General features: G+C 51.3%; 18 protein-coding genes and 2 tRNA genes. 5 read left to right on the top strand and 15 right to left on the bottom strand.

Annotated elements, in window-relative coordinates; translation table 11 throughout:
• Positions 1-99 precede the first annotated feature (99 nt).
• From DZK30_RS17165 to DZK30_RS17095, 15 genes are all read right to left on the bottom strand, one after another.
• Entirely contained in the window at positions 100-1,353 is a 1,254-nt protein-coding gene (locus DZK30_RS17165; RefSeq protein WP_118975400.1) for a right-handed parallel beta-helix repeat-containing protein, read from the bottom strand.
• Positions 1,354-1,398: 45 nt separating this feature from the next.
• A complete protein-coding gene (locus DZK30_RS17160) occupies positions 1,399-4,158 on the bottom strand; it encodes a TonB-dependent receptor domain-containing protein (protein ID WP_118975625.1) in 2,760 nt (919 codons plus the stop codon).
• A gap of 216 nt (positions 4,159-4,374) precedes the next feature.
• Complete coding sequence (locus DZK30_RS17155) at positions 4,375-6,093, bottom strand: tetratricopeptide repeat protein (RefSeq protein ID WP_118975399.1); 1,719 nt, start codon at positions 6,091-6,093, stop codon at positions 4,375-4,377.
• Positions 6,094-6,217: 124 nt separating this feature from the next.
• Complete coding sequence (locus DZK30_RS17150) at positions 6,218-7,099, bottom strand: alpha/beta fold hydrolase (RefSeq protein WP_118975398.1); 882 nt, start codon at positions 7,097-7,099, stop codon at positions 6,218-6,220.
• A 357-nt stretch (positions 7,100-7,456) separates the two neighbouring features.
• Positions 7,457-7,534 (bottom strand) — tRNA-Val (locus DZK30_RS17145).
• Positions 7,535-7,549: 15 nt separating this feature from the next.
• Positions 7,550-7,624 (bottom strand) — tRNA-Val (locus tag DZK30_RS17140).
• Positions 7,625-7,804: 180 nt separating this feature from the next.
• Positions 7,805-8,563: a class I SAM-dependent methyltransferase gene (locus tag DZK30_RS17135; RefSeq protein WP_118975397.1), complete on the bottom strand. Its 759-nt coding sequence runs from the start codon at positions 8,561-8,563 to the stop codon at positions 7,805-7,807.
• A gap of 124 nt (positions 8,564-8,687) precedes the next feature.
• The gene (locus DZK30_RS17130) at positions 8,688-9,377 is read right to left on the bottom strand and encodes a hypothetical protein (RefSeq protein WP_118975396.1); all 690 of its coding nucleotides are present in this window, start codon (positions 9,375-9,377) and stop codon (positions 8,688-8,690) included.
• 212 nt (positions 9,378-9,589) lie between these two features.
• On the bottom strand, positions 9,590-11,203 hold the full coding sequence (gene bshC, locus DZK30_RS17125) for a bacillithiol biosynthesis cysteine-adding enzyme BshC (protein ID WP_162903180.1): 1,614 nt from the start codon (positions 11,201-11,203) through the stop codon (positions 9,590-9,592).
• A 105-nt stretch (positions 11,204-11,308) separates the two neighbouring features.
• Positions 11,309-11,896 carry an IMPACT family protein gene (locus tag DZK30_RS17120; RefSeq protein ID WP_394342401.1) on the bottom strand — a complete coding sequence of 196 codons (588 nt, stop codon included), beginning with the start codon at positions 11,894-11,896 and terminating at the stop codon, positions 11,309-11,311.
• A 156-nt stretch (positions 11,897-12,052) separates the two neighbouring features.
• Positions 12,053-12,853: a class I SAM-dependent methyltransferase gene (locus tag DZK30_RS17115; RefSeq protein ID WP_118975393.1), complete on the bottom strand. Its 801-nt coding sequence runs from the start codon at positions 12,851-12,853 to the stop codon at positions 12,053-12,055.
• On the bottom strand, positions 12,819-13,871 hold the full coding sequence (ribD, locus tag DZK30_RS17110; RefSeq protein ID WP_118975392.1) for a bifunctional diaminohydroxyphosphoribosylaminopyrimidine deaminase/5-amino-6-(5-phosphoribosylamino)uracil reductase RibD: 1,053 nt from the start codon (positions 13,869-13,871) through the stop codon (positions 12,819-12,821). Before ribD ends, DZK30_RS17115 begins: the two co-directional genes overlap by 35 nt.
• Before the next feature lie 106 nt (positions 13,872-13,977).
• Positions 13,978-14,295, bottom strand: a complete 318-nt coding sequence (locus DZK30_RS17105; protein WP_118975391.1) for a hypothetical protein — start codon at positions 14,293-14,295, stop codon at positions 13,978-13,980.
• 48 nt (positions 14,296-14,343) lie between these two features.
• A complete protein-coding gene (locus DZK30_RS17100; RefSeq protein WP_118975390.1) occupies positions 14,344-15,579 on the bottom strand; it encodes an NAD(P)/FAD-dependent oxidoreductase in 1,236 nt (411 codons plus the stop codon).
• A 100-nt stretch (positions 15,580-15,679) separates the two neighbouring features.
• A complete protein-coding gene (locus DZK30_RS17095; RefSeq protein WP_118975389.1) occupies positions 15,680-16,774 on the bottom strand; it encodes a class I SAM-dependent methyltransferase in 1,095 nt (364 codons plus the stop codon).
• A gap of 183 nt (positions 16,775-16,957) precedes the next feature.
• Here DZK30_RS17095 and DZK30_RS17090 point away from each other — a divergent pair, with 183 nt between their 5' ends.
• From DZK30_RS17090 to gwsS, 5 genes are all read left to right on the top strand, one after another.
• Positions 16,958-19,744 carry a TonB-dependent receptor gene (locus tag DZK30_RS17090; RefSeq protein ID WP_162903179.1) on the top strand — a complete coding sequence of 929 codons (2,787 nt, stop codon included), beginning with the start codon at positions 16,958-16,960 and terminating at the stop codon, positions 19,742-19,744.
• A gap of 320 nt (positions 19,745-20,064) precedes the next feature.
• Positions 20,065-20,301 (top strand): hypothetical protein, encoded by a 237-nt coding sequence (locus tag DZK30_RS17085; RefSeq protein WP_118975387.1) that lies wholly within the window; start codon positions 20,065-20,067, stop codon positions 20,299-20,301.
• Between the two features lie 69 nt (positions 20,302-20,370).
• Positions 20,371-21,264 (top strand): grasp-with-spasm system ATP-grasp peptide maturase, encoded by an 894-nt coding sequence (gwsG, locus tag DZK30_RS17080; protein ID WP_118975386.1) that lies wholly within the window; start codon positions 20,371-20,373, stop codon positions 21,262-21,264.
• A 3-nt stretch (positions 21,265-21,267) separates the two neighbouring features.
• A complete protein-coding gene (locus DZK30_RS17075; protein WP_118975385.1) occupies positions 21,268-21,468 on the top strand; it encodes a hypothetical protein in 201 nt (66 codons plus the stop codon).
• Positions 21,465-22,574, top strand: coding sequence for a grasp-with-spasm system SPASM domain peptide maturase (gwsS, locus tag DZK30_RS17070; protein WP_118975384.1), 1,110 nt, complete (start codon positions 21,465-21,467; stop codon positions 22,572-22,574). Before DZK30_RS17075 ends, gwsS begins: the two co-directional genes overlap by 4 nt.
• Positions 22,575-22,616 lie beyond the last annotated feature (42 nt).

Here is a 22,616-nt window from a genome sequence, read left to right as displayed (position 1 = left end):
TCGTCTGGTCGTTCAGGCGGGTTGCACTCAATTTCCCGGTATACACTGAAAGGCTGAACAACCTGCCGGAAAGCCGGATCTTACAGAAAAATGGGATCACTATTTGCTACCCAGCGCGCCGATATAGGTCGCAGGGGCAGGTGAGCTGTAGCTCTTGCCAATGGTAAAGCTGATACCGGTGGCAAAATGTGGGGTAAAATCTGTTTTACCATGATTCAGCGCCGGTGAACCGCTTTGCAGATGGAAGTCCCAGCTGGTATTGAAAGCGCCGTTGGCCATATCATTGTCCAGCGGATAGCTCACAAACTTGGGATCATTGGCTCCTGTAGTGGCAGAGACAATATCGTTGGTACCGGCTATGATGTCGGTAGAAGGCTGGAACTGGGCCACCGCTTCGGCGGTATGACCATAGTACAATGTATTGGCGATTACAGAGCGATTGTCTTCCGGATTGCTGGCGTCCCTCTTGATGCCGTAGCGATCATTGGCCAGCAGGTTGTTGAACAGGTCAGCACGGATACCTTTTTCCAGCCAGATGGAACCGCCTTTGGTGGTAGGTCTTCTCCAGCCGCAATTGATCATGGTATTGTTGTAGCCTTTTACATAAGCCTGGCGCGGACGGTCGCCTGAGTTAGACAGCTTCATGCCATTGGTATTGGGGCTGTAGATCAGGTTGAACGCGACGTCGGCATAAACGCCGGACTTGATGTTTACGGCTTCGCCATTGGCAATACCTGTGGTATAAAAAGTATTGTGATCGATCAGCACGTCGCCACCTTCGATATAGAATGCATCTTCGTTGAAGTTGCGGATCGTGCTGTTGGTTACAACTACTTTGCCCGAACCGCCATACCATAAGGCAGGCACATGCTCGCCGGCCTCAGCTTTGTAAAATTGTGCTTTTACAGATGCGGAAGCTTCGGTGGTCACATTACCGCCTTGTTCCAGGATCACATGGTCGAGCAGCAGCTCGGCGCAGGTAGGTCCGCACAGGATACCGCCCCATTGCTCGCCCCATTGTTGTTTCTTATCGTCGGGTACGGTAAAGATCACTGGTGCCGCCTCGGTGCCGAGGCAGTACAGGTTACCCTTTACCAGCATCTCGGGCTTGGCGCCGGCGTCAAAGATCACCTTGGTGCCTTCTTCGATGGTCAGGCTTTTGTTTTCCGGAATAATAATATCGCCGGTTATATGATAGGTGCTGTTTTTGGTCCAGGTACCGAATACTTCTCCGGAAAGCGTAGAATCGGTAGGAGTAGGCTCCGGATCAGGTGTGGGATCGCTTTTCTTGGAGCAGCTGGCCATCAGTAATACCGCTGCGGCAGTGCAGCAAAGGAGGTTACGCGTTTTCATTTTGTCGTAATGTTTAAATAAAATGGATTGAAAAATGTAAATGAGTTATAGCTTGTAACGTAGTCCCAACAGGTAGGAGCGCTGATAAAGATCTTTCTGGATCATGGTATTGCCGTCCATGTCCTGATCGGGAACGCCTGCATTTACTGCGGTTTGCCCTTTGATATAGGTTTGCATGGGCGTATTCAGGATATTATTCACCTTGGCAAAGATCCCGATGTGGTTTTTGAAGGTCTTTTCGACAGAGCAATCGAGTTGCACAAAGCCTTTTTGCCAGATGTCGCGATCGAGGAACTGGGATATAGTGACGATACGGTCGCCGGTGTAATTGGCCGCCAGCTGCGCATCCCAGCCATGTTGCGCATCCTTGTATAATAGTGAAAGGTTGGCAATGTGTGCGGCTTGTCCGTACAGCGGACGGCTCTGCATGACCGTTGACGGCGCGAGATCGCCCTGGGCATTCCTGATGCGTTCAAATTTATTGGTGGTAATGCGGGAATGGGTGTAGGTATAATTGCCTTTGACGCCGAATTTTTGAAAATACTTGATAAAATCGAGCTCCAGGCCATAGTTGTTGGCATTGCCATAGTTGCCCGGCGCATAGTATACGTCCTGCTGGCGTACAGGATCGAGCTGCAAAGTATATTCGATGGGATTCTGAATATGCTTGTAGAATACACCGGCCATCAGCATTTCGCCGGCCCTGGGAAACAGCTCATAGCGCAGGTCGATATTGTCGGCAATAGCATGCTGCAGATTATAGTTGCCGCGTTCCTGGTAGTCTTCTTCTACGATCTTATAGGGAACGATCTCGAAGAAGCCCGGCCGGTTGATGGCCCGGTAATAAGAGGCCCGTATATTGGTCGCGGGCGACGGCATATAGCGGAAATGCAGGCTGGGCAATACATCGGTGTATACCTGGTTGCCCGTAGGATGGTCTTCGCCGGCCTGCGACAGCATTGCATAGCCCTGATCGGTATGCTCGATCCTTACACCGCCGGTGACCTCCAACATCGCTGCCTGTAGCTTAAAGCGCAAGAAGCCGGCAGTTATCTTCTCATAAGCATCGTAATTAAGCGCTGAGCCCACGCTGCCTTTCGGCGTGCCCAGGTACCAATCGATATCGCTGTAGTCGGTAAAGTCGACGCCATATTGCGCTTTGGTATTGAGTGGGGTAAACTGGTATTGGTTATAGAAATTGGTTCTTTGCTTATCGCGGTACAGCCCGCCCAGCTTCCATTCTATGGGAATACCGGCAATCCTGTGATCATAACTCAGATTGAGGTAGCCGCTCAGGTCGCGGTCGCTGTTGTGCTCCCAGCGGCGGCTCATACCATCGGGGCTGGTGATCTGCTGTACAAATCCGTTCTCCACGCCGTTGAGCGTTATCCTGGTATTGTCGGGCTGCTCGCTGGTCGCCCTGGAATATACCGCCGACCATTGTAGCTTCAACGCATCGCCGAGCTGGTGATCGCCCTGGAGCGTGCTGTTGTAGATGCGCTGCTGGGTAAGGCGTGAGCGGGTACTGTACTGTAGCTCGGCATTGCCGTTTACGGGATCAAACGTACCCTTGCCCAGCGACTGGATCACTTCGTCGCGTACCTGTATATTGGTCAGGCTCATGTATGCATTGTACCAGCGCAGCTTGTGCTTCTTACTGATGCGGTAATCGACGATAGCATGGAGACCCGAGCGGATCTGCTGCTCGGAGAAACGGCGTACATGACGATTGGTCAGGGTCACGCCTTTAAAGGTGTCGACCGTTTCCTGGTCGAAGAAAGTACTGTTGGCGCCGCGATGTGTATTCTGATAGCTGCCGGCAACGAGGACGCCCAATTTGCCACCGAAAAAGCGGTTGCCCAACGAAAGGCCGCCAAGCAGGTTGGGGAGGGGCCTCTTTTGCTGGTAATCCAGGGGTGCTGAGGGGAAATCGCTTGTGACGGCGCTGTAGTTTTTTCCCTGGATCTCGTAAGGCGACTGCTTATTGATGCCACCGGAATTATAGCTCATAAAATCCCTTCCGGCAAACAATTCACTATAGCCGGTAGCCAGGTTTGCCGACAAGGTAAGGCGATCGGGAGCATCTTTCATTACCATATTGATAGCGCCGCCGATGGCATCTCCTTCCATGTCGGGCGTTAAAGCCTTATAGACTTCAAGGCGGTCCAGTAATTCGGAAGGGAACATATCCAGGGGAACATAGCGGTATTTATTGTCCGGGCTCGGTATTTTCACGCCATTCACCAGGGTATAATTATAACGTTTGTCCATGCCGCGGAGAATGGCAAATTGTCCGTCGCCGTTGCTGTTGCGCTCGATCGATACACCCGATACCCGTTGGATCACGTTGGCTACGGTAAGGTCGGGCGATACCTGGATGGCCTTTGCCGAGATGATGTTCATCACCTGGTCGGCTTTTTGCTCCATAGTGCGGGCCGTGTTTTCGCTGCCACCGTCCCTTTTACCGCCGATCACCACTTCCTGCAGCTGTTTGTCTTGTGGCGATCGCAGGTTGATGTCCAGCGACAATTCCTGGTCGTCGGCAAGCGCTATGGTTTGGGTATAGGCAGAAGCACCTATATAAGTAATGGAGAGCGTATAGGTACCAGCGGATACCTTGCCTATGCGAAAGCTACCATCGAGGCCGGTAACAGCGTTGTGGTCCTGTGCTTCAAGCAGCGATACGGCGGCGCCAATGGCCGCTTCGGCACCGCCTGGCTCAGTAACCCGGCCTTTGATGGCGCCGGCGATAGCCAGTGTAGGAAGGGTAAGCAGGAAGAAGAAAAAAGATAAAGAACGCGTCATCGCAATCTGTTTTTTGAACAGGGCAAAGATGCGGTTGTGGTCAAAGGAAATGCAAATTTTGAGGGTAAGCAAAAAGGAAACAGCGTTAGCAAAACCGTAAGCGAGGCGTGAACAAAGGCAACAAATGATTTCTATTTGTTTGATTATCAGCATTTATCTGCGTAACAAAACCGTCATTATCAAATCATTTCCGTAACATTACCACAATGTTACCCACTACAGGGACTGAAGGAAAGCCCCGAGGTTCTCCCCCTGATCAAGGTTCAGCTTTTTGCGTAAGCGGTAACGGGAAACCCTCAGACTATCCTGGGAAATACCCAGAATGGTGGCAATGTCTGCTGAGCTCAGGTTCATTTTCAATAGGGAGATCAGCCGGATCTCAGAAGGTGTGAGCTCATCGGAATAAGGCTTTAGCTTTTCGAAAAAGGATTGGTGGATCTGCTCGAAAGTAGCCCTGAATTCTTCCCAGTATTTATCGTTGTTGAAATTTTGGTTGATCTGCTGGATCAGCTCCCGGATCGGTTTCTTCTGGTCTCTCTTGTCGTCTTTGGCCATCAGCTCCAGCCTGGCCTTCAATTCTTCCAGCAATTGGTTCTTTTGTATAATATGGAGTGTATGGGTACTCAGCTCTTTTGTCTTGGTCTCTATCTGGCCCCGCAGTTGCGACTCCTCCAGCGCCTTTCCCCTTAGCTCGGCATCCATTTTCTCTTTTTCGAGCTGCCGGTTCCTGATCTCCGTCTTCAGCTTATCCTCCTCCAGCAGACGGCTTTTGAGCTCGGCTTCGGAAAGCTTATGCTGTGTTTCGAAAAATTGCTTGTTCTTTTCCCCAAGGTCCTGCTCGCTCCTGATCTTGATCCGTTGCCGGCTGATAATGGCCAATCCCAGTACAACCAGGAGCAGGATGACGATGGTCACAGCAACAGCCAGGATCCGGTTGGCCCGTTTATCAGCCTGTAGTCTTTCGATTTCCTGGTTCTTCTTATTAATATCGTATTGCACCTGTAAAAAGGCCATTTGCTTGTTGCTTTCTTCAGAATAGATCTCGAGCAGGTGCCTGCGGCTGAGCTCAAGATAGTAAAAGGCGCTGTCGTCCTGGTGCAGCAGGTGGTAAGCCTTACCTATATCGCGGTATGCCGAGCTCACCTGATAGCGTTCCTTTTGTTGCAGGGCAAGCTGCAAGGCCTCAACTGAATAATGCAGGCCTTCTTTTAGCCGGCCTGTCTTGCGATTGATATCGCCCAGGTTGTTGAGCACTTCGATTTTTTCGAGTTGCACGCCCTCCCGTTCATACAGCCCCAGGGCGCGGTTAAAGTAGATACTGGCCGAATCGTAGCGCTCCAGATCTTCGTAAATGCTACCCAGGTTCTCATAGATCTTTGCCATGCCTTTGCCGTCGCTTATCCTGGCATAAGCAGCCAGAGCGCTGTGCTGGCACTGTAGGGCGCTGTCGTACTGCTGTTGTTTTTCAAACAAATGACCAAGATGACCATAAGTATCTCCGATGCCTCTCTGATCGTTTAGCCTGCGGAAGAGGCTCATAGCCTTGTCGTAAGCGTTGCGGGCGGCCTTCATGTCTTTATTATAATAGTAAAGGATACCCATGTCGTTGGCGTTGGCTGCCAGCCGTGCATATTCATGTTCTTGTTCCAGCAGTCTCTCGGCCTGCAGGTAATATTCGAGAGCCTGGGCAAAGTGGCCGAGGTGATAGCATATATTGCCCATCTGGCGCAGGATGTCGGCTGCTGCCACCGGCTGCCTGTTGCCGAGCGCATTGCGGTAAGCATCTTTCAGCTTCAGGAAGTCATTGTCGGGTGCGCTATAAGGCAGGTTTTCCAGCCGGTCTACAGGGAGCTCGTGTTCTTCCTGGGCATGCAGGCGGCAAAGGGGGATCAGGGAAAGCAGGAAATAAAAAAGGAAGATGCAGGTTCTGTTCATACCACGGCAAATACTGCCGGCGGTAAGCACACCGGCCTAAGCCAGCGAAGAACGGATTTTAATATGATGTAAACGTTAAGGATGTGTGCAGGCTATCCTGCGCAGGTTGCCCGGACGAACACTACTAATGGCCTATCCTATTTATAGACTCCTGCAGTAATGTGTTAAACTCCTTCGGCTTTTCTATCATCGGATAATGGCCTGTTGCTCCTATATTCAGTAGATAATAGCTGATCGTGTCTTTCCTGAATGCTGCTGTATCCGTTGGCGTAGCATCGCTATTGATCAGATAGATGGTCTTTTTCAGGGCTTTTAATTTTTCATCAAGCGGGTAGTTATCGCTATGCTCAAGAACATCCACAGCGATAAGGGAGTCGGAATTGCAAATATCTCGTATCACCCTTCGCCGTACAAGGCTGTCGGTCGATGGTACAAACAAGGCCTGGTTGCTGTATTCCGAAACCACTTCTCTGTAATGCGCCCTGATAGTATTGTAGAATGTAGCAGCTTCGGCCTTGTTCGCTGCTGTTTCAACATAGGAGATGTTCTTGAAGTTATCTACGCCTATAACACCTATTACACGTGCCGGATTAGTCAATGCCGCTTCTACCGCTATGGCGCCACTCATGGAATGCCCGATGAGGATAACGTTCCGCAGGTCCAATTCGGCTAGAAGGGCTGAGACGTCTTTGCCATATTCCTGCACTGTCCAATTACTCCTATTCTTCCCAGACTGTCCAAAGCCCGGCAAATCGAGCGTTATCACGCGGTACCTGGGACAAAAGGCAGTTAACTGATCACGCCAATAAGTCTGATTAATACCCCAGCCATGGAGAAAGAGTAGGGTGGTGTCTCCGTTTTTAGTGTCTGTATAGCTGATATTTACACCTTCATTATCTATTTTCAAAAGCTCAATGACATTGGCTGGTGTCTTGCTTTTGGGAGTATTGCATGCCAGTAATAATAATAGCAGGGAAAGCGGGCATCCGTTAACGAACCTATTCATTATGCTGGCATCTTAAGGTTTTATAGAACAGAATGGATATCTAAACAAAAATAGACTTTCTCCTTAATTATTTTTATTGCGTTTGTAAGTAACGTTTTGATGTGTAGCGTAATCTGCCGTAAAGTAAGTCCCCTCATGCGTCAGGCCAATAATATTCAGCCATTCCTGGAGCACGTTTGCATAAAAACCATTCAGGCAAAGGAGTTCTGTAGCAAATAAGTGTATTTAAATTAAGAGGAAAAAGCAGTAATGTTTAGCACACGCCGTCCTGCCCGGCTGCCGGTCTGAACGCGCCAGCGGTCTGAACGGCAGCTCTGTCATGGGGCAAAAAAAATCCCCCGTTATGACGGGGGATGGTGGTGGAGGCACACGGGTTCGAACCGCGGACCCTCTGCTTGTAAGGCAGATGCTCTGAACCAGCTGAGCTATGCCTCCTGAAAATCGGGGTAGTGGAAGCACACGGATTCGAACCGCGGACCCTCTGCTTGTAAGGCAGACGCTCTGAACCAGCTGAGCTATGCTTCCATTATTTTTAAGAACTGCTTCAACTCGTTTGCTGAAGGGAGTGCAAAGGTAAATGCCCGTTCTTAATTTTCCAACTTTTTTTGCCTTGATTTTCAAAAAAATATTGCGCTGCCTATTGGATCTCTTATGTGCAGCAGCATACAGGAATGGGAAGACGTCCTGCTTGTGCAGCGGCTATCCTTATCGCCGGGAACCTGGTATGCCTGCAATCAAAGTCAGCGGCCATACAGCTTGTCGCTGTGCTTCGGCCTGAGGCCATAAGGCGGTGAGCTCCTCCTGTATACCGGCGACCGGATCATAGCCTTCGTGCTCCCGGAACCGCTGCACGGCAGACCAGCTATACAGCAGCCCCGAAAGCGCCTCGCGCGTAAGGTTGCGGCTGGCGCTGAATGCCGGTGTGGGCAAGGGCTCGAAGGGAAAGGCAATATCTGCGTAGCCGTTTTCGATAAGCCGGTTCTCATATTGCCAGTAAGCGCCTACCACATCGTCGTGAAAGTGGCGGATGAGCCGGTCGAGCTCGGGGGATAGCTGCGGTAAGCCATAGATCCATACGGCCAGCACGCCTCCGGGCTTAAGCACCCGCCTCACTTCTGCGAAGAAGTCTTCAAAACGGAACCAATGCAAAGCTTGCGCTACCGTGACCAGGTCGGCCGATCTATCGGGCAAGCTGCAATGCTCTGCAGGCTCTATGCGATAGGTGATGCGGCTATGTGCCGTAGCATGGTTTATCTGTTCGGCGCTGGGGTCGCTGGCATAGACCGAGCTAAAATGCGCTGCCAGTCCCAGCGCAGATTGACCGTTGCCGCAGCCGCAATCCCAGGCCAGGTCCTGCGCGGGGCTTAACGAGGCCAGGTAGGTAAAAAGCGCTTCGGGATAAGCCGGCCGGTGCTGCGCATAAATAGCCGCCTGCCGGGAGAAATAGTCTTTGAAAGTCGCCATAGCCAAAGATACGCAATAGGCCTCTGGTAAAAAGAGAATGGCGACACATCGCGTGTTGTCGCCATTCCTTTGGTGATACCCGCTACGGGAAAAGTGTAATAGATATTGTATCGTTATATAGGGATCAGGATGCCTGTAGCTGGTGGTATTTGTTACCCAGCCGCTCTTTAAAGTATTTACCCATGATCTCGAAATCGACCATGGTCTTAAATACATCTCCGGAAAAAGGAGAAAGAGGTCCTCCCGGCAGACGGGTAATGCGGTCATAGAACAGGATCTCCATTTTTTTACCTTCCTTATCCAGAGTGAGCTTCTGCGTTTTGCGGCCCATGGCCGAGCCCATACGGGTCACTTTGTCTGAAGCCGAAGTACGATCGAGCTTTGCGGTGCTGAGCTCGTAACGGTCAAATACTTGGTGATCGCTCAGCTCGCCTTCCTGGAACAGTATATAGTGCAGGTCGTCGCCGCTGAGCACCAGGTAGCTGGCATGATCGGCTGTGCGGTATTTCGCTTTAACGCCAACAGCGGCCCAGGCTACCGTTTTGGCTGCGGTGATGGCCGCTGAAGCGGCTTGCTGACCGATATTGGTAATATGAGCGCATTCGGTTATTGCATCGACAGCATTGCCGTTCATCTGGTGCCTGATCTGGTCCAGGCGATCGCTCATTATAGAGGGGAGCAGCTCGGCGGCGCGATGATATTGGTTATCGGCATTGTAATCGCCCAACAGTTTTTTCCTGCGGGCATTCATAAAAATGATGTAAGCAACCGAAAGGCTTACCATGACCGCAACAATGATAATAGTGGTAGTCATAAGGCTTGTACTGAATAATGGGTGAATGTTTTATTGGCAGTACAAACTAACGATATCCCGGTCGCCCGTAACGGCGGCAATGTATATTCAGGCCAGAGTAATAGAAATCCGTCGGGGAACAGCCCAAAAGTGCGGGCTTATGCGGAGGCAAATGCATAGCCCGCCAAGAGGCAGCGCCGGGGCAAGATTTTGTTAAGGAAGAAGGTTTGTTGTTACGCGGTAAGGGTTTCCGGCTGTGTCTCCCTGATCACCAGGAACTGATTGCCATAGGGCAGCGTAGCCTCCATGAGGATGTCGAAGAAAGCAGGGCCTTGCTCCAGGAAATAAGGCATGAACGTATCGTAACGTTCTTGCAGCGACTCGTTGGGGAACAGCCGGTTTTTCAGCTTATAGATCTGCGACAATTGCTCGGCCATATTCCGCTTCTCCGCGCGCATCATTTTCTTCTCCATGGTATCGAGCTGATGACGCATTTTGGTCAGTGCTGCTTCGGCGCTTGCCCTGAGCGTAATGTCAACATTAACTGCTTTTGTCTTAATCTGGTCGAAGAGCTGGTTCAGCTGCTGCCGGGTATCTTCGAGGGCCAGATCTTTATGGGTATGCTTATGTACAAAGGCGCGGACCAGCTTCTCAGAAGACTGGAACAACTCTTCATCGCTGAGGCCGGTCTTACGTTGCAGCCGGCTGGCGGCAGCATCGATCCAGAGTACCGATTGGCGCAGCACCAGCGCCGGGAAGAAAACCTTGTAGTGATCGAATACCGGTTTTAATTGCAGCCAGTAGGCAACCTCGCTGCCACCACCGATAAAGGCAACGTTGGGTAAAATGCTCTCCTGGAACAGCCCGCGCAGGATCACATTAGGGCTGAAACGTTCAGGATGTGCGGCCAGCTCCTGTTCCAGTCCTGTACGGTTCCAGCGGATATCGCTCCGCAGTACACGCCACTCATCACCGTGCTGTTCTATACGCTCCCGGATATCATCTTTAAGGTAAAACAGGTTGATGGGACGGGAGTAGGCTTGTGCGCCGTATTCCTGTTCCAGGGCCTGCGATGTCTGCTGTACCAGCTCATGAGCGCGAGGGGCAAAAAGTTCCTGGTGCAGGATGGGAAGGAAAAGCTGTTTCAGCGCGGCATCGTCGGGGTCGATCACTACAACACCGTATTGGCCGAGCAGTTCGTTGACGATATAACGGGTCGCTTCGGCTATAGTGCTGTGCTGCCGGTAGGCATTGTGAATGATGTCTTTCAGGCGTTCGGCATTGTCGCCGGGAGGACCTATAAGTGCTGTGAGCTGTCCCAGCAAAGGTTGCAGATCGTTGGTCGACATGCGGCCCACGGCCCCGGCCTGCTCTGTTTGCCAGCGGAAGCGGATGCCGTTGAACCGGAATACGCTGAGCTCGTCAATATCCGCATCTTCGGAACCGATATAGAAAACCGGTACAAACCGGTGCTCCGGGCGCCTTTCCTGCAAGTGACGGGCCAGCCGTGCCGCATGGATGATCTTATAAATAAAGTACAGGTAGCCGGTCATCAGGTTGGGCTGATGCGCCGTACATATAGTAAAGGTATTGTGGTCGGCCAGCGCGTCTATATTGCTGCTCACCGCCTCATATAAAGTGTGGTTCCGGTATTGCCTGCGTAGCGTATCTACGAGAACCTGTCTGTTTACGGGAAACTGTTTACGGGCTGCGATTGCCTGATCGAGGCCGGCATCATCGGGGCTGAACTGGTAAAACGACGCCAGCGCTTCGTGCCCCGACAGGTAATCGGTGTTCAGCCGGGAGAAGAAGGTAGTGGCCTGGTGCGGTATACAGACTGTTTCCACGTAATTATATTTTTGGATAAAAAGCAGGCAGCAAATGTAGCAGGAAATGGGCAAACAGGGGTTAGCGGTCCGTTAATAGCACAATAGGCGAAGTCGATACTTTGTTTACCTGATCTCCAGTCCCCTGATATCGGCCAGCTTCTGCAGGCAACTTTCCTTATGGCTTAAAGGAATGCCGGCTTCAAGGATGCAGAACAGCTGCATGTCCTGCCGGTATATCGTGGCGTCGTTTTGCTTCAGTACCATCATCACTTCGTTCATCAGCGAATAGTCGTATTCCAGCACGACCTTATGTTCTATATTCTTTTCAACGACTGTTGCCAGCGCGAGGCTATCGGCTGCTGTTGTCTTATAAGCATTGATCAGACCGGGCACACCCAGCAGGGTACCGCCGAAATAGCGCACTACGACCACCAGCAGGTCGGTAAGTCCTGAACTGTCAATCTGCCCCAATATCGGTCGTCCTGCGCTGCCCGAGGGCTCTCCGTCGTCGTTGGCCCTAAACTGCAGCCCGTCGGTGCCCAGTCGGTAGGCATAGCAATGATGCCCGGCTTTAGGATGCTCCTTCTTCAGTTCCTGCAAGTGCTGCCTGATCTCCTCCGCACTCCGGGCCGGGAAAGCATAGCCATGAAATTTACTGCCGCGGTCTTTGAATTCGGCAGAAGCTTTTCCGGTAATCGTTTTATAAGTCAACTGCATTTACTTTTTCTGATTGGCCCGGTATAAGAGGCATGGGTCATTATTTGTTTCCATCACAGTTGCTAAGCTTGTCAAAAGCAGGGTTCTATAGCCTCCTTTCGATAAGCGCAACAATGAAAGCAACCTTTGTCTCTTATACCGGGATATCGCTTATTTTTTTATTGCTGTTACCGAGTACATCATCGGGATCTTGTGTTCCAGGTGTCCGATAACGAATTTGCGGTCGCCGGTCTGTATCATACCGGCAAAAGCATTGTAATGTGAAAAATCGTATTCCCTGAAACCGGTAAGTGCAAGCCCGTTTTGCAGCAGGCCTGCAAACACTTCGTCCAGGCTATGGTTCCAGCTTACTTCTTCATATGCGATGGGTGCATTGCGGTCGGTATAGGTACCTGTGCTTTGCTCGACAATGGTCTCGGTATTGAAATAGTCGTATTCTATTTTGCTGAAATCCCTGTTGAACATCCACACGACCGGGTGAAATTCAACCATGATAAACTGTCCGCCGGGCTTGAGGAAAGTATGGAGCAACTTGCCCCAGCGCTGCAGGTCGGGCAGCCAGCCAATGACGCCGTAAGAGGTAAAGATCATATCGAATGACTCGTCGATGTGCTGTTCCAGGTCGTATACATCGCAGCAGATAAAGTGTGCGTCGAGCCCAAGGGTATCGTTCAGCTCCTGTGCCTTGGCTATGGCTTTGTCTGACAGGTCGACGCCAGTTACCTTCGCGCCCATACGTGCCAGCGACAGGCTGTCCTGTCCGAAATGGCATTGCAGGTGCAGAATGCTTTTGCCCCTGATGTCGCCCAGCAACGCCAGCTCGGTCTCATTCAGCGACGATTGGCCTTCCAGGAATTGTTTCATATCATAGAACTCGGAACCGATATGTACCATCGTCCTCTTGTTCCAGGCATCTTTATTGGTTTGGGAATAATCTTGCGGTATGTTCATGATCGTAATGATAAATAACATCTGCCTGCAGGCTCAGTACCTCCTGCCGGATAGCATGGCGCAGCACCGGTGCAGGTACTCCCTCGCCCAGCAGATGTGGTGTTTTGATAATAAAGGCTTCGTCCCACATATCCGTCCCGATGAATTGCTCCAAGGTGCGGGCGCCGCCTTCGATAATAATAGAATTGATCGTATCCAGCTGCTGTAGCCAGGCAGCTGGCGTATTCGTGGCCACCTGCTTCCATTGCAGGCTATGCTGTTCAACTGTTTTCAACTCGTTCAGGACTATAGTGGGTTGGCTGCCGTCCATCAGCTTCAGCGAAGGAGGCAGGCTCAACTGCGGATCGATTACCACACGTAAGGGTTGCTTGCCCGGTCCATAGCGGTTGCTGAGCTGCGGATCGTCCAGCAAAGCTGTACGGTAGCCTACCAGTATCGCGTCTTCCTCGCTGCGCATGCGTTGTACTATCTTTTGCGAAAAAGGATTGGATAGCATGACCCGCCTGCCTTCGGGCGGTGCGATGAAGCCATCCTCGCTTTGCGCCCATTTCAGGATCACATAAGGCCTTTGCTGTTCCTGGCGGGTGAAGAACCTGCGGTTGAGCCGGCGGCAGGCCGCTTCCAGTACGCCTTGTATTACCTCGATGCCCGCGACTTCCAGCTTGGCAATGCCCCTGCCGCTCACCTGGCTAAAGGTATCGGTACAGCCGATCACCACACGGGGTATACGGTGCTGCACGATGAGGTCGGCGCAGGGCGGGGTGCGGCCAAAATGGGCACAGGGCTCCAGGCTCACGTACATCGTGCTGAGCGGAATCAGGTCGCGGTCGGACGCCAGCACCGATGCGATGCAATTCACCTCAGCATGGGCATGACCGTATTCCTGATGCCAGCCTTCGCCTATGATGCGGTCGCCGTATACCAGTACCGCGCCCACCATAGGGTTGGGCGATACCCGGCCGGCGCCCAGGGCGGCCAGCTTAAGGCAGCGTTGCATGTATTCTTCGTGTGTCGGCATGGCAATTTGTATAAAAGGAGCTGCCCCGGAGAACAGGCAGCTCCTTTGTATCCAGGTATCCGGCGAAGCCTTTTTCAGGCTATCGTTGTCCGCAGGACATCCCGGCTTAGCCTTTCTTTTCTTCGCTTTTGTGCTTGTACTTCTCAGGATTCTTCTCAAAGGTCTCTTTGCAATGAGGGCTGCAGAACCAGGCGGTATCGGCGCCATTGGCTACAAACTCAGTCCACTGCTCTTCGCCGCGTTCCATGCCACATACCGGGTCGGCCACTTTTGCGATCGGGGCAGAAGCGGAGGGCGTCGTCGTGGTTTCTGTTGTCGTGGTGCTGCTGCTGCCGGTAGCCGTTGCAGATTCCTCGGTTTTATTGGCATTGCCACAGGCTGCCAGGAAAAGGGCCGCAGCAATCACTATGCTATATTTCTTCATATTGTTCCGGTTATAATTGATGATGCAAAGGTAGCTAAATGTCGGTTATCATGAGTGTTCCGGCACATTGTCCAGGTAGTTGGCCAGGTTCCGTACGGCCTTCTCATGTGTCTTTACAAATGGATTGCTCATATCCCACACATAGCCGGCGAGCACGCTACATATCTGCTCTTTGAACTGCTCGCTCTTATTCCTGGCGAAGAAGATCTTGAACAGGGTCCCGTCGTACCAACCATTGACATAGGTACGGAATACATTCACGCCCTGCATCGTCGGTTCCGTATACTCCTTTTGCCAGTCTACCGCTTCACCGTTCAGGTGACGGATCACCAGCTTGGAGGCTGTTTGCGCCGACACGGTAGCCAAGGTTACCCCGGAAGAGAAGATGGGATCGAGGAACTCGGTTACATTGCCGGTGAGCACAAAGCCATTGCCCCAGAAGGTATCGGTGGTGGCGCTCCATCCCTGCAGCACGCGGGGCTCGAAGATCAGCTCTGCATGGGCAAAGCGCTCTTTCAATGCCGGCTCATCGGCGATCATGGCACGGAACTGCTCTTCGGGTGTACCGGTATATTTGTCAAAAAACTCGGGCTTGGATACATAACCTACCGAAGTATTGCCGTTGGCGAAGGGAATGGTCCATATCCAGCAATCGTCGCGATGCACGTACACTACAATACGGTTGGGTTCTTCCTGTTCCAGGCGCCGGGGATCGGTCATATGGGCAAACATGGTTTTGCGGGCTGGCTGGCTGGAAGGCTTTTCCAGATTGAACAGCCTGGGGATCACCCGGCCATAGCCGCTGCCATCTACGATAAAACGGGCCTTGATCTGGTAAGGCTCGCCTCCCTCCGGCAGAATGGTGGTAACGCTGCTCCCGTCTTCTGCTATCTCGATTGCAGTTACTTCATGTTTGTAAGCGACCGGTATGCCTTTGCGCTCACACTCGTTGGCTAGCGTCAAGTCAAAGTCGGCCCTGGGCATTTGCCAGGCATAACGCCAGCCGTCAGTATGCTGTTTTTCAAAAGTAAAATCGCAGATCTCACCGTTGCGTACAAATTTGGCGCCCGCCTTGATCTGGAAATGCTGCGCATTCAGCGCATCCATGAAGCCCGCTTCATTCAAGGCGTCGAGACAGCGTGGCAAGAGGCTTTCACCGATCACGAAACGGGGAAACTGTTGTTTTTCCACGATTCTTACATCGAAGCCGGCGTTCTTGATCATTGCTGCGGCTACGGTGCCCGAAGGGCCTGCCCCGATCACCAATACGTCTGTTGTTATCATACCAAAAACCGAAAGGATAATTTTAATGGGTGTGAAATAGTAGCATTCCTCAGTGGTAACAGCCGGAGTTGGCAACCTCCGCCGCATGTCGATGCTACGATCAGGGTCTTTTTTTCAATTCAAGTATCGTATGGCTGAGCCCTATGAGATCGTGCTGCTGCACAATATCGAAGCCTGCCTTGTCGATGAGCTGGTAAAATACCTTGCTGTCATACATCTGGCTGTTGCCATTGGCTATATTGGTAAAATACAGGGAGGTCATTTGGAGCGCAAAGGCCGAAGTGGCGAAACGCTGCCGGTCCCAGAAGGTTTCATTGATAAAGATGCGCGTGTGCTCATCGGCTACCCGGTAACATTTTTGCAGGATGGCTACGATCTCTTCATCGGCAAAGCAATCGAGGAACTGGCTCATCCATATGGTATCGTATCCGGCCGGCAGTTCCAGCGCGGCATCAAGCACGTTGTGCTCGTGGTAAGATACCCTTCCGGTAAAGCCCGCGGCATCAATGTTCTGCTCTGCCATTTTCAGTTGTCCCGGCAGGTCCACGATGCCCATATGCACCTGGCTGTTGTATTCCAGACAGGCTAGTGTCCATTTGCCGGTATTGCCGCCAATATCGAGCATACGGTTGGGGGGGGTATTGAAAACGATGGGCAGGGCTTCGGGAAAGGCATTATCGGAATAATAATGGTCAAAGGCCAGCCAGCTTTCCTTGGCAGGGGAGGGGAAAGTCGAAAGGCCCTCATACAGGGTATTCCAGTTGCCCAGGGTCTTGAGCCCCTCCGGGCTATTGTGATCGATAGAGGCCTCCAACGTAGGGGAACCTTTGTAGCAAACATCGCGCATGAAGTCGAAATTGACCCGCGTCATTTCATGATTGAGCAGGATATGTCCTGTTTTGGCCAGGAAATAGCGGTCTTCTTTGCGGAAGACCAGCGACATGCCCAGGCCCGCTTCCAGCAATATCCGTACACCATAAATCTGCATATCTACCTGACGGGCGACTTCGGCTATGGTGATGCCTTCGCTGCGGGCAGCTTCCACGGCATGCAGGATACCTTTGTCCCGCAGCAGGCGGGAGGCCTCCCATACATAGGGAGCAAAAGCGATCATCTGGGCCCGGTCGATGGCCTCCAGCGCACGTACATTGTCTTCTTCAAACAAGGGTTTCAGTTGAATATTAGTCGTCTCCATGAGTCATTTACAATGATAAGGGGCCAAAAATACGATTTACCGCCGAAACACCCGAGCGGGTGATTTCGGGCGAACTTATTAATTGTATTCGTATTTTGTTCATATCTTAATGGAAAGATAATTTGCGATACTCGTGTCCCGGATGGATAATTTTTACTTTTGCACCCCAATATAAATTATATTATGAGAGTTGTTTTACTCAGTGTCTTCGCGTTGTTGTTCCATGCGCAGTTGTTTGCACAGGATGCCGCAAAAGCTACAGCAATTGTTAAAGGCAAGGTGCTTTCGGCCAATACCAAAAATGCTATTGGTGAGCTGGAAGTCCTGATCCCCGACCTTAAATTGCTTACCACGACCGATGGTAATGGCGAGTTTATCTTTAGCCAGGTGGCTTTGGGGAACTATATGATGGTGGTCAGCAATGGTTACAGTATTAATGATACTTTTAAGATAGCGGTGGATAAAGACCTGGTTGAGCTCGGCGAGCTTACAGCCCAGGTTGACGATGCCGCTGCTAATCCCGTGGCCGGTCAGCTGCCCACCATTGCCCTGGAGGAAAGCTCTTCCAGCGCCGACGATGACGGGATCGCCGACCAGAGCATTTCGGGCGTATTGACGGCCTCCCGCGATCCGTTCATGAGCGCTGCCGCCTTTACCTTCGGCCCGCTGCGCTACCAGCTCAGGGGCTATAACCGCGATCAGCTGGAAGTATACATGAATGGTCTGCAGATGAACGATGTTGAAATGGGCTCTGCTTTCTTCGGGCAGTGGGGCGGTCTCAACGACGTGTTCCGCAACCAATCTGTAGTGTTCGGCCTGCAGCCCGGTGAAGATGGCTTCGGCGGTCTTACAGGCTCTTCCTCGATCAACGCCACTGCTGCCGCACAACGTAAGCAGACCCGCATTTCCTATTCAAATTCCAATCGTACGTACCGTCATCGTGTGATGCTGACCCACAGCACCGGTATGATGCAGAACGGTTGGGCGATCTCCGTTTCGGCTTCCAAGCGCTGGGCCAACGAAGGCTATATCCCTGGTACTTTTTACGATGGCTATTCTTACTACTTAGGCATCAGCCGCAAGCTGGGCAAGAAAAGCCTGCTGCATTTTACCACTTTCGGTGCGCCTACCAAGCGGGGTAAGGCCATGCCTTCTACTCAGGAAGCTATGGACCTGGCCGGCACCAATTTCTACAACCCCAACTGGGGTTACCAGGATGGCGAAAAGCGTAATGCCAGGGTCAGCAATTCGTTTCAGCCCATATACATGCTGAACTACGAGTATAACCCCAACAGCACCACACACCTGAATATCGTAGCTGCTTACCAGAACGGTTATAACGGCAACTCGGCCCTTGACTGGTACAACGCGCGCGATCCGCGTCCCGATTATTATGGCTACCTGCCCAGCGCCTATATCAATTCGCCCAAAGGCGCCAACTACACCCTGGCCGATGAGACCCGCGATAAATGGCTGAATGATGAAAATACCCGCCAGATCGATTGGAACCGGCTGTACGCTGCCAACCGTATGAATACCGACGGAATGCCCGGCGTTAGCGGACACCGCTCTGTGTATGTGGTGGGCGAAGACCGCGACGATATCAATAAGTACAGCTTTGCTGCCAACCTGCAGAAAGCCGTGAACGAGCATATCAGCATTTATGCCGGTGTAAGCTTCATCTATCAGCAAACAGAAAGCTACCGCAAGCTGCTTGACCTTCTGGGCGGCGATTACTATGTCAACCTGAACCAGTTTGCCGAACGTACCTATATCGGCAACAGTACTTTTAACCAGGTCGATCTGAATAATCCTAACGCAATCGTGCATGTAGGCGATAAATATAATTACGACTATTACAGCCGTTTTACGAAAGGCTTTGCCTGGGCTCAGGCCATGTTTACCTTTAACAAGGTCGACTTCTTCGTGGCAGGCCGGCTTGGCTCCGATGGTTTCAGCAGGGAAGGTCTGTACAAAAATGGTCTGTTCCCCGAAAATTCTTACGGTAAGTCTGAGACCCAAAACTTTTTCAACTACCAGGTTAAAGGTGGTGTTACCTATAAGATCAACGGCCGTAACTACCTGTTCGTGAATGGCGCATTGATGACCAACGCGCCTACTTTCGACAATACCTTCTTCTCACCCAGGACAAGGAATTCCATGATCGACAATCCCAAGGTGGAGCAGATCAGGAGTGTCGAGGGTGGTTACCTGCTGCGTTCGCCAAGGTTCAATGGCCGGCTTACAGCCTTTGCTACCGATATCGACAACAGCACCGAGATCATGCGTTTCTATCATGAAGATTACCGCACGTTCGTGAACTATGTTATGCAGAATGTGAATGTCCGTCATATCGGTGGTGAGCTGGCGCTGCAAGCCAAAATATCGCCGAGCTTTACCGCCAGCGCCGTAGCGACCTGGGCTCAGGTGTTCTATAAAGACAATCCCAATATCAGCATTTTCCTGGATAATGATACCAGCAAAGTCGTTGGCAAAAGCACGGCTTATCTGAAGAACCACTACGTGGCTGCTGGTCCTCAATCGGCGTATACATTGGGCCTGAATTACCGTTCGCCCCACTACTGGTATGCCAATGTGAATTTTAACCTGCTTGATCGTAACTACGTCGACATTAATCCCAGCCGCCGTACGGTTGAGAACGTCGATCTGCTGACACCCGGAAGCGATCCCTGGCATACAGTGCTGGACCAGGAAAAGCTGCCTTCAGCCTTTACGGTCGACGTATTTGCCGGCAAATCCTTCCTGCTGAGCAAAGCGATGCGTTGGTTGCCCCGCGGCACCTACCTGTACATCAATGCCGGTGTAAACAATATCCTGAATAACAAGAGCATTCAGACCGGCGGCTTTGAGCAGCTGCGTTTTGATAACACCAACCCGGACCGTTTCCCGAGCAAATACTTCTACGGTTTCGGCGCCAACTATTTTGTGAACGTGAGCCTGAAGTTCTGATGAAAATGATCTTCTGCTGAACCGTTGTTAAAGCGTAAGCGGCCGTCCCTGATCTGGGACGGCCGCTTTTGTATAGGGCAGCCCGGTCGGGGCGCGAAGCGGTATGATCGTGGCTGATCGCGTATCCTGGCCGTCCGTAACGTATCCTGAACACCAACCGGTAGCGTAAAGGAAGCAGTGCATAAAAAAATATACAACCCGGCACATAAAGAAAAAGGCCGCTCTTGTGAATTACCTGCGATCGGGCTGGCCGAATGTTGGCATCTTTGGCTGCAAGCGATTTGCTGTCGCTATTACGGATTCAATTAATTTTTAAAAACATGAAAAAGCTACAATCTATTAAAGCCTTCAAAGGCGCACATTTAGCCGATGATCAGCTGATCAATGTAACAGTCGGAGGCAAACCAATTACTATCGGATTGTCTATGATGACCGACGACTACAGCCTGGGCAACCCCACTGGTCCTTACCCGCTCGACGGCACCTGCGACTGTGTCGATTTAAGGGATGGCGATATATGGGGTGGCCTTGGATCCGGCCAGGTTCAATGCCCCTAACCGCCGTACATCACCATTGAATAAGGGCCGCTCGCAGCTATCGCAGGAGCGGCCCTTCATATTTCCAAAATGATATTGATCTTTTCAGAAGTAAATGACCTGAGCACCCTGGCAGTTGCCGGCTACCTGGACGATTACGGCGTGCCGTATACAGTCGTTCTTAAAACCGATACCCTGCGTTATACCGATGCGGATAAGGGGACCCTTTATATAGGTGAGAACAAGATTTGCCTGAAAGACATTCATGCTGTCTGGTTCCGCCGCGGTAAGTTCTTCATTCGGAGTAATGCATTTAAGGACAGGGAACTGGACCTGTACCTGTACGAGAATAATGTGATCATCGAAGATTATGTCAATTACAAACTGGAACAGGTAAAGTCGATCGGTAGTGCGGCCGGCTTGCATGTCAATAAACTTATTGTGCTTGAAAAAGCAAAGGCATGCGGGCTCACTGTGCCCGACTATTGCCTGGAGCATGACTTTCAGCAGCAGGATGCGACCTACATCGTAAAAGGGGTGAATGGCAATACTCATTTTAACAGCGATCAGCTGAGGATAATCCTGCCCGTTGTAAAGCTCAATGACAGCCATTCATCCGGCTTGTCTTTTTTTCAGCGGTACACAGAGAAGAAATATGAGTTGCGGATATTTTACCTGCATGGCAGGTTTTGGAGCATGGCCATCTTTTCCCAGAACGATCCGCAGACCACTACAGATTTCAGGAAGTATAACAAGGAACGACCCAACCGGAATATACCTTATACGCTACCCACAGCCATAGAAGCAAAGCTGACCTGCCTGATGGAATCATTGTCCTTAAACACCGGTTCCATCGATATGATCGTCACCCCCTCATTGGAGCATGTGTTCCTGGAAGTCAATCCTGTAGGGCAGTTCGGGATGGTGTCGCTTCCCTGCAACTATAACCTGGAAAAAGAGATCGCTGATTTTTTAAAAAGCTAAACTATGAATAAAGCAGAGCAGATACGGGAGCTGGCCCGGCTCCATAAAGACCAGTTGCCTTTAAATTTCCAGTTCATGGAGATCATCGAACTGGAAGCCGAGCGAAAGAAATTGACGTATACCGGCAAATCACTGCTCAGCGCCCGGCACCCATTTCATATCCAGGTAAAGAAACCCTGTAAAGCACTAATCCGGATACTGTGACTTATTTCAAGCTATTCACCAATTGCATCGTCAGCAAGGGCATTGCCCGTTCGCTGATCTGTGACCTGCAAAGACAAAGCAGCACCCTTATACCCAACGATCTCGTCGCTATTATTACGGAATTGGATAGTGCAACGAGTGTGGAAGATCTTTTCCGTCAGTATGGCGCAGAGAACCGCGAAACGATCAGCGAATACCTGGCGTACCTTACCGAAAACGAATACGGCTTTTACTGTGAATCCCTGGAAGAGTTCAACCGTTTTCCGCCAATGAGCACAGCGTTTTCCGGATCGGGGAAAATAACCAATGCGGTTATCGAAGTGTCGGAAGATATGGAAAGGAACCTGGGGACGATCCTGGAACAGCTGAACGGGCTGCGGTGCACTTCCCTTGTCCTGATGTTTTACAGGCCGATGGACATCGATGGGCTGCAAAGCGTTCTGGAGCGCTTCGACGGCACAGAAATAAGCTCTGTGGAGATCGTCACCGCATATCATGAGGCGGTTGGAGCCGATTTTCTGAAAAACTTAAATGCCAGGCTCACTCCTCTGACAAGCATCCTTTTTTACAATGCTCCCTTCGACCGGACCGATCCCTGGGACCGCAATATTTATTTCGACGTCCGGTTTTCCAGAAGCAATATCCATTCGTTTAAGCATTGTGGCATCGTGAGTGCAGCCTACTTCGATACGAATTTCCCTAAAGTGCTTGAAGCCATGAACCATAACTCTTGTCTTCATAAGAAAATAGGAATAGACATACATGGCAATATCAAAAACTGTCCGGCAATGGAGACATCCTTTGGCAACATAAGGGAAACCAAGCTGGCAGAGGCTTTGGAACATCCGGGCTTTAAGCAATACTGGGGGCTTACCAAGGATGATATCGCTGTTTGCAGGGACTGTGAGTACCGCTACATTTGTACCGATTGCCGTGCCTATACCGGCCGTACACATATCGACACCGGTGGCCTGGATACTTCCAAGCCTTTGAAATGCGGCTACGATCCTTATACCAATGAATGGGCAGAGTGGAGCGTGCACCCGCTCAGGCAGGAGGCCATCCGCTATTATGGCCTGGAAGAGCTGGTCAGGAACAACGAATGAATATACTTTACGTAAAATGTCCCGGTCGCCTGACCGGGACAT

This window comes from Taibaiella koreensis, assembly GCF_003545715.1.
In the GTDB taxonomy this organism is placed as follows: Bacteria; Bacteroidota; Bacteroidia; order Chitinophagales; family Chitinophagaceae; genus Taibaiella; species Taibaiella koreensis.
The sequence above is the reverse complement of the archived record's forward strand: the minus strand, read 5'-3'. Positions and strand labels throughout refer to the sequence as shown.

Bases quoted from the DNA above. Each gene is read 5' to 3' on its own strand.
- DZK30_RS17165 (WP_118975400.1), bottom strand. From the start codon at position 1,353: ATGAAAACGCGTAACCTCCTTTGCTGCACTGCCGCAGCGGTATTACTG.
- DZK30_RS17160 (WP_118975625.1), bottom strand. From the start codon at position 4,158: ATGACGCGTTCTTTATCTTTTTTCTTCTTCCTGCTTACCCTTCCTACA.
- DZK30_RS17155 (WP_118975399.1), bottom strand. From the start codon at position 6,093: ATGAACAGAACCTGCATCTTCCTTTTTTATTTCCTGCTTTCCCTGATC.
- DZK30_RS17150 (WP_118975398.1), bottom strand. From the start codon at position 7,099: ATGAATAGGTTCGTTAACGGATGCCCGCTTTCCCTGCTATTATTATTA.
- DZK30_RS17135 (WP_118975397.1), bottom strand. From the start codon at position 8,563: ATGGCGACTTTCAAAGACTATTTCTCCCGGCAGGCGGCTATTTATGCG.
- DZK30_RS17130 (WP_118975396.1), bottom strand. From the start codon at position 9,377: ATGACTACCACTATTATCATTGTTGCGGTCATGGTAAGCCTTTCGGTT.
- DZK30_RS17115 (WP_118975393.1), bottom strand. From the start codon at position 12,853: ATGAACATACCGCAAGATTATTCCCAAACCAATAAAGATGCCTGGAAC.
- ribD (WP_118975392.1), bottom strand. From the start codon at position 13,871: ATGCCGACACACGAAGAATACATGCAACGCTGCCTTAAGCTGGCCGCC.
- DZK30_RS17105 (WP_118975391.1), bottom strand. From the start codon at position 14,295: ATGAAGAAATATAGCATAGTGATTGCTGCGGCCCTTTTCCTGGCAGCC.
- DZK30_RS17100 (WP_118975390.1), bottom strand. From the start codon at position 15,579: ATGATAACAACAGACGTATTGGTGATCGGGGCAGGCCCTTCGGGCACC.
- DZK30_RS17095 (WP_118975389.1), bottom strand. From the start codon at position 16,774: ATGGAGACGACTAATATTCAACTGAAACCCTTGTTTGAAGAAGACAAT.
- DZK30_RS17090 (WP_162903179.1), top strand. From the start codon at position 16,958: ATGAGAGTTGTTTTACTCAGTGTCTTCGCGTTGTTGTTCCATGCGCAG.
- DZK30_RS17085 (WP_118975387.1), top strand. From the start codon at position 20,065: ATGAAAAAGCTACAATCTATTAAAGCCTTCAAAGGCGCACATTTAGCC.
- gwsG (WP_118975386.1), top strand. From the start codon at position 20,371: ATGATATTGATCTTTTCAGAAGTAAATGACCTGAGCACCCTGGCAGTT.
- DZK30_RS17075 (WP_118975385.1), top strand. From the start codon at position 21,268: ATGAATAAAGCAGAGCAGATACGGGAGCTGGCCCGGCTCCATAAAGAC.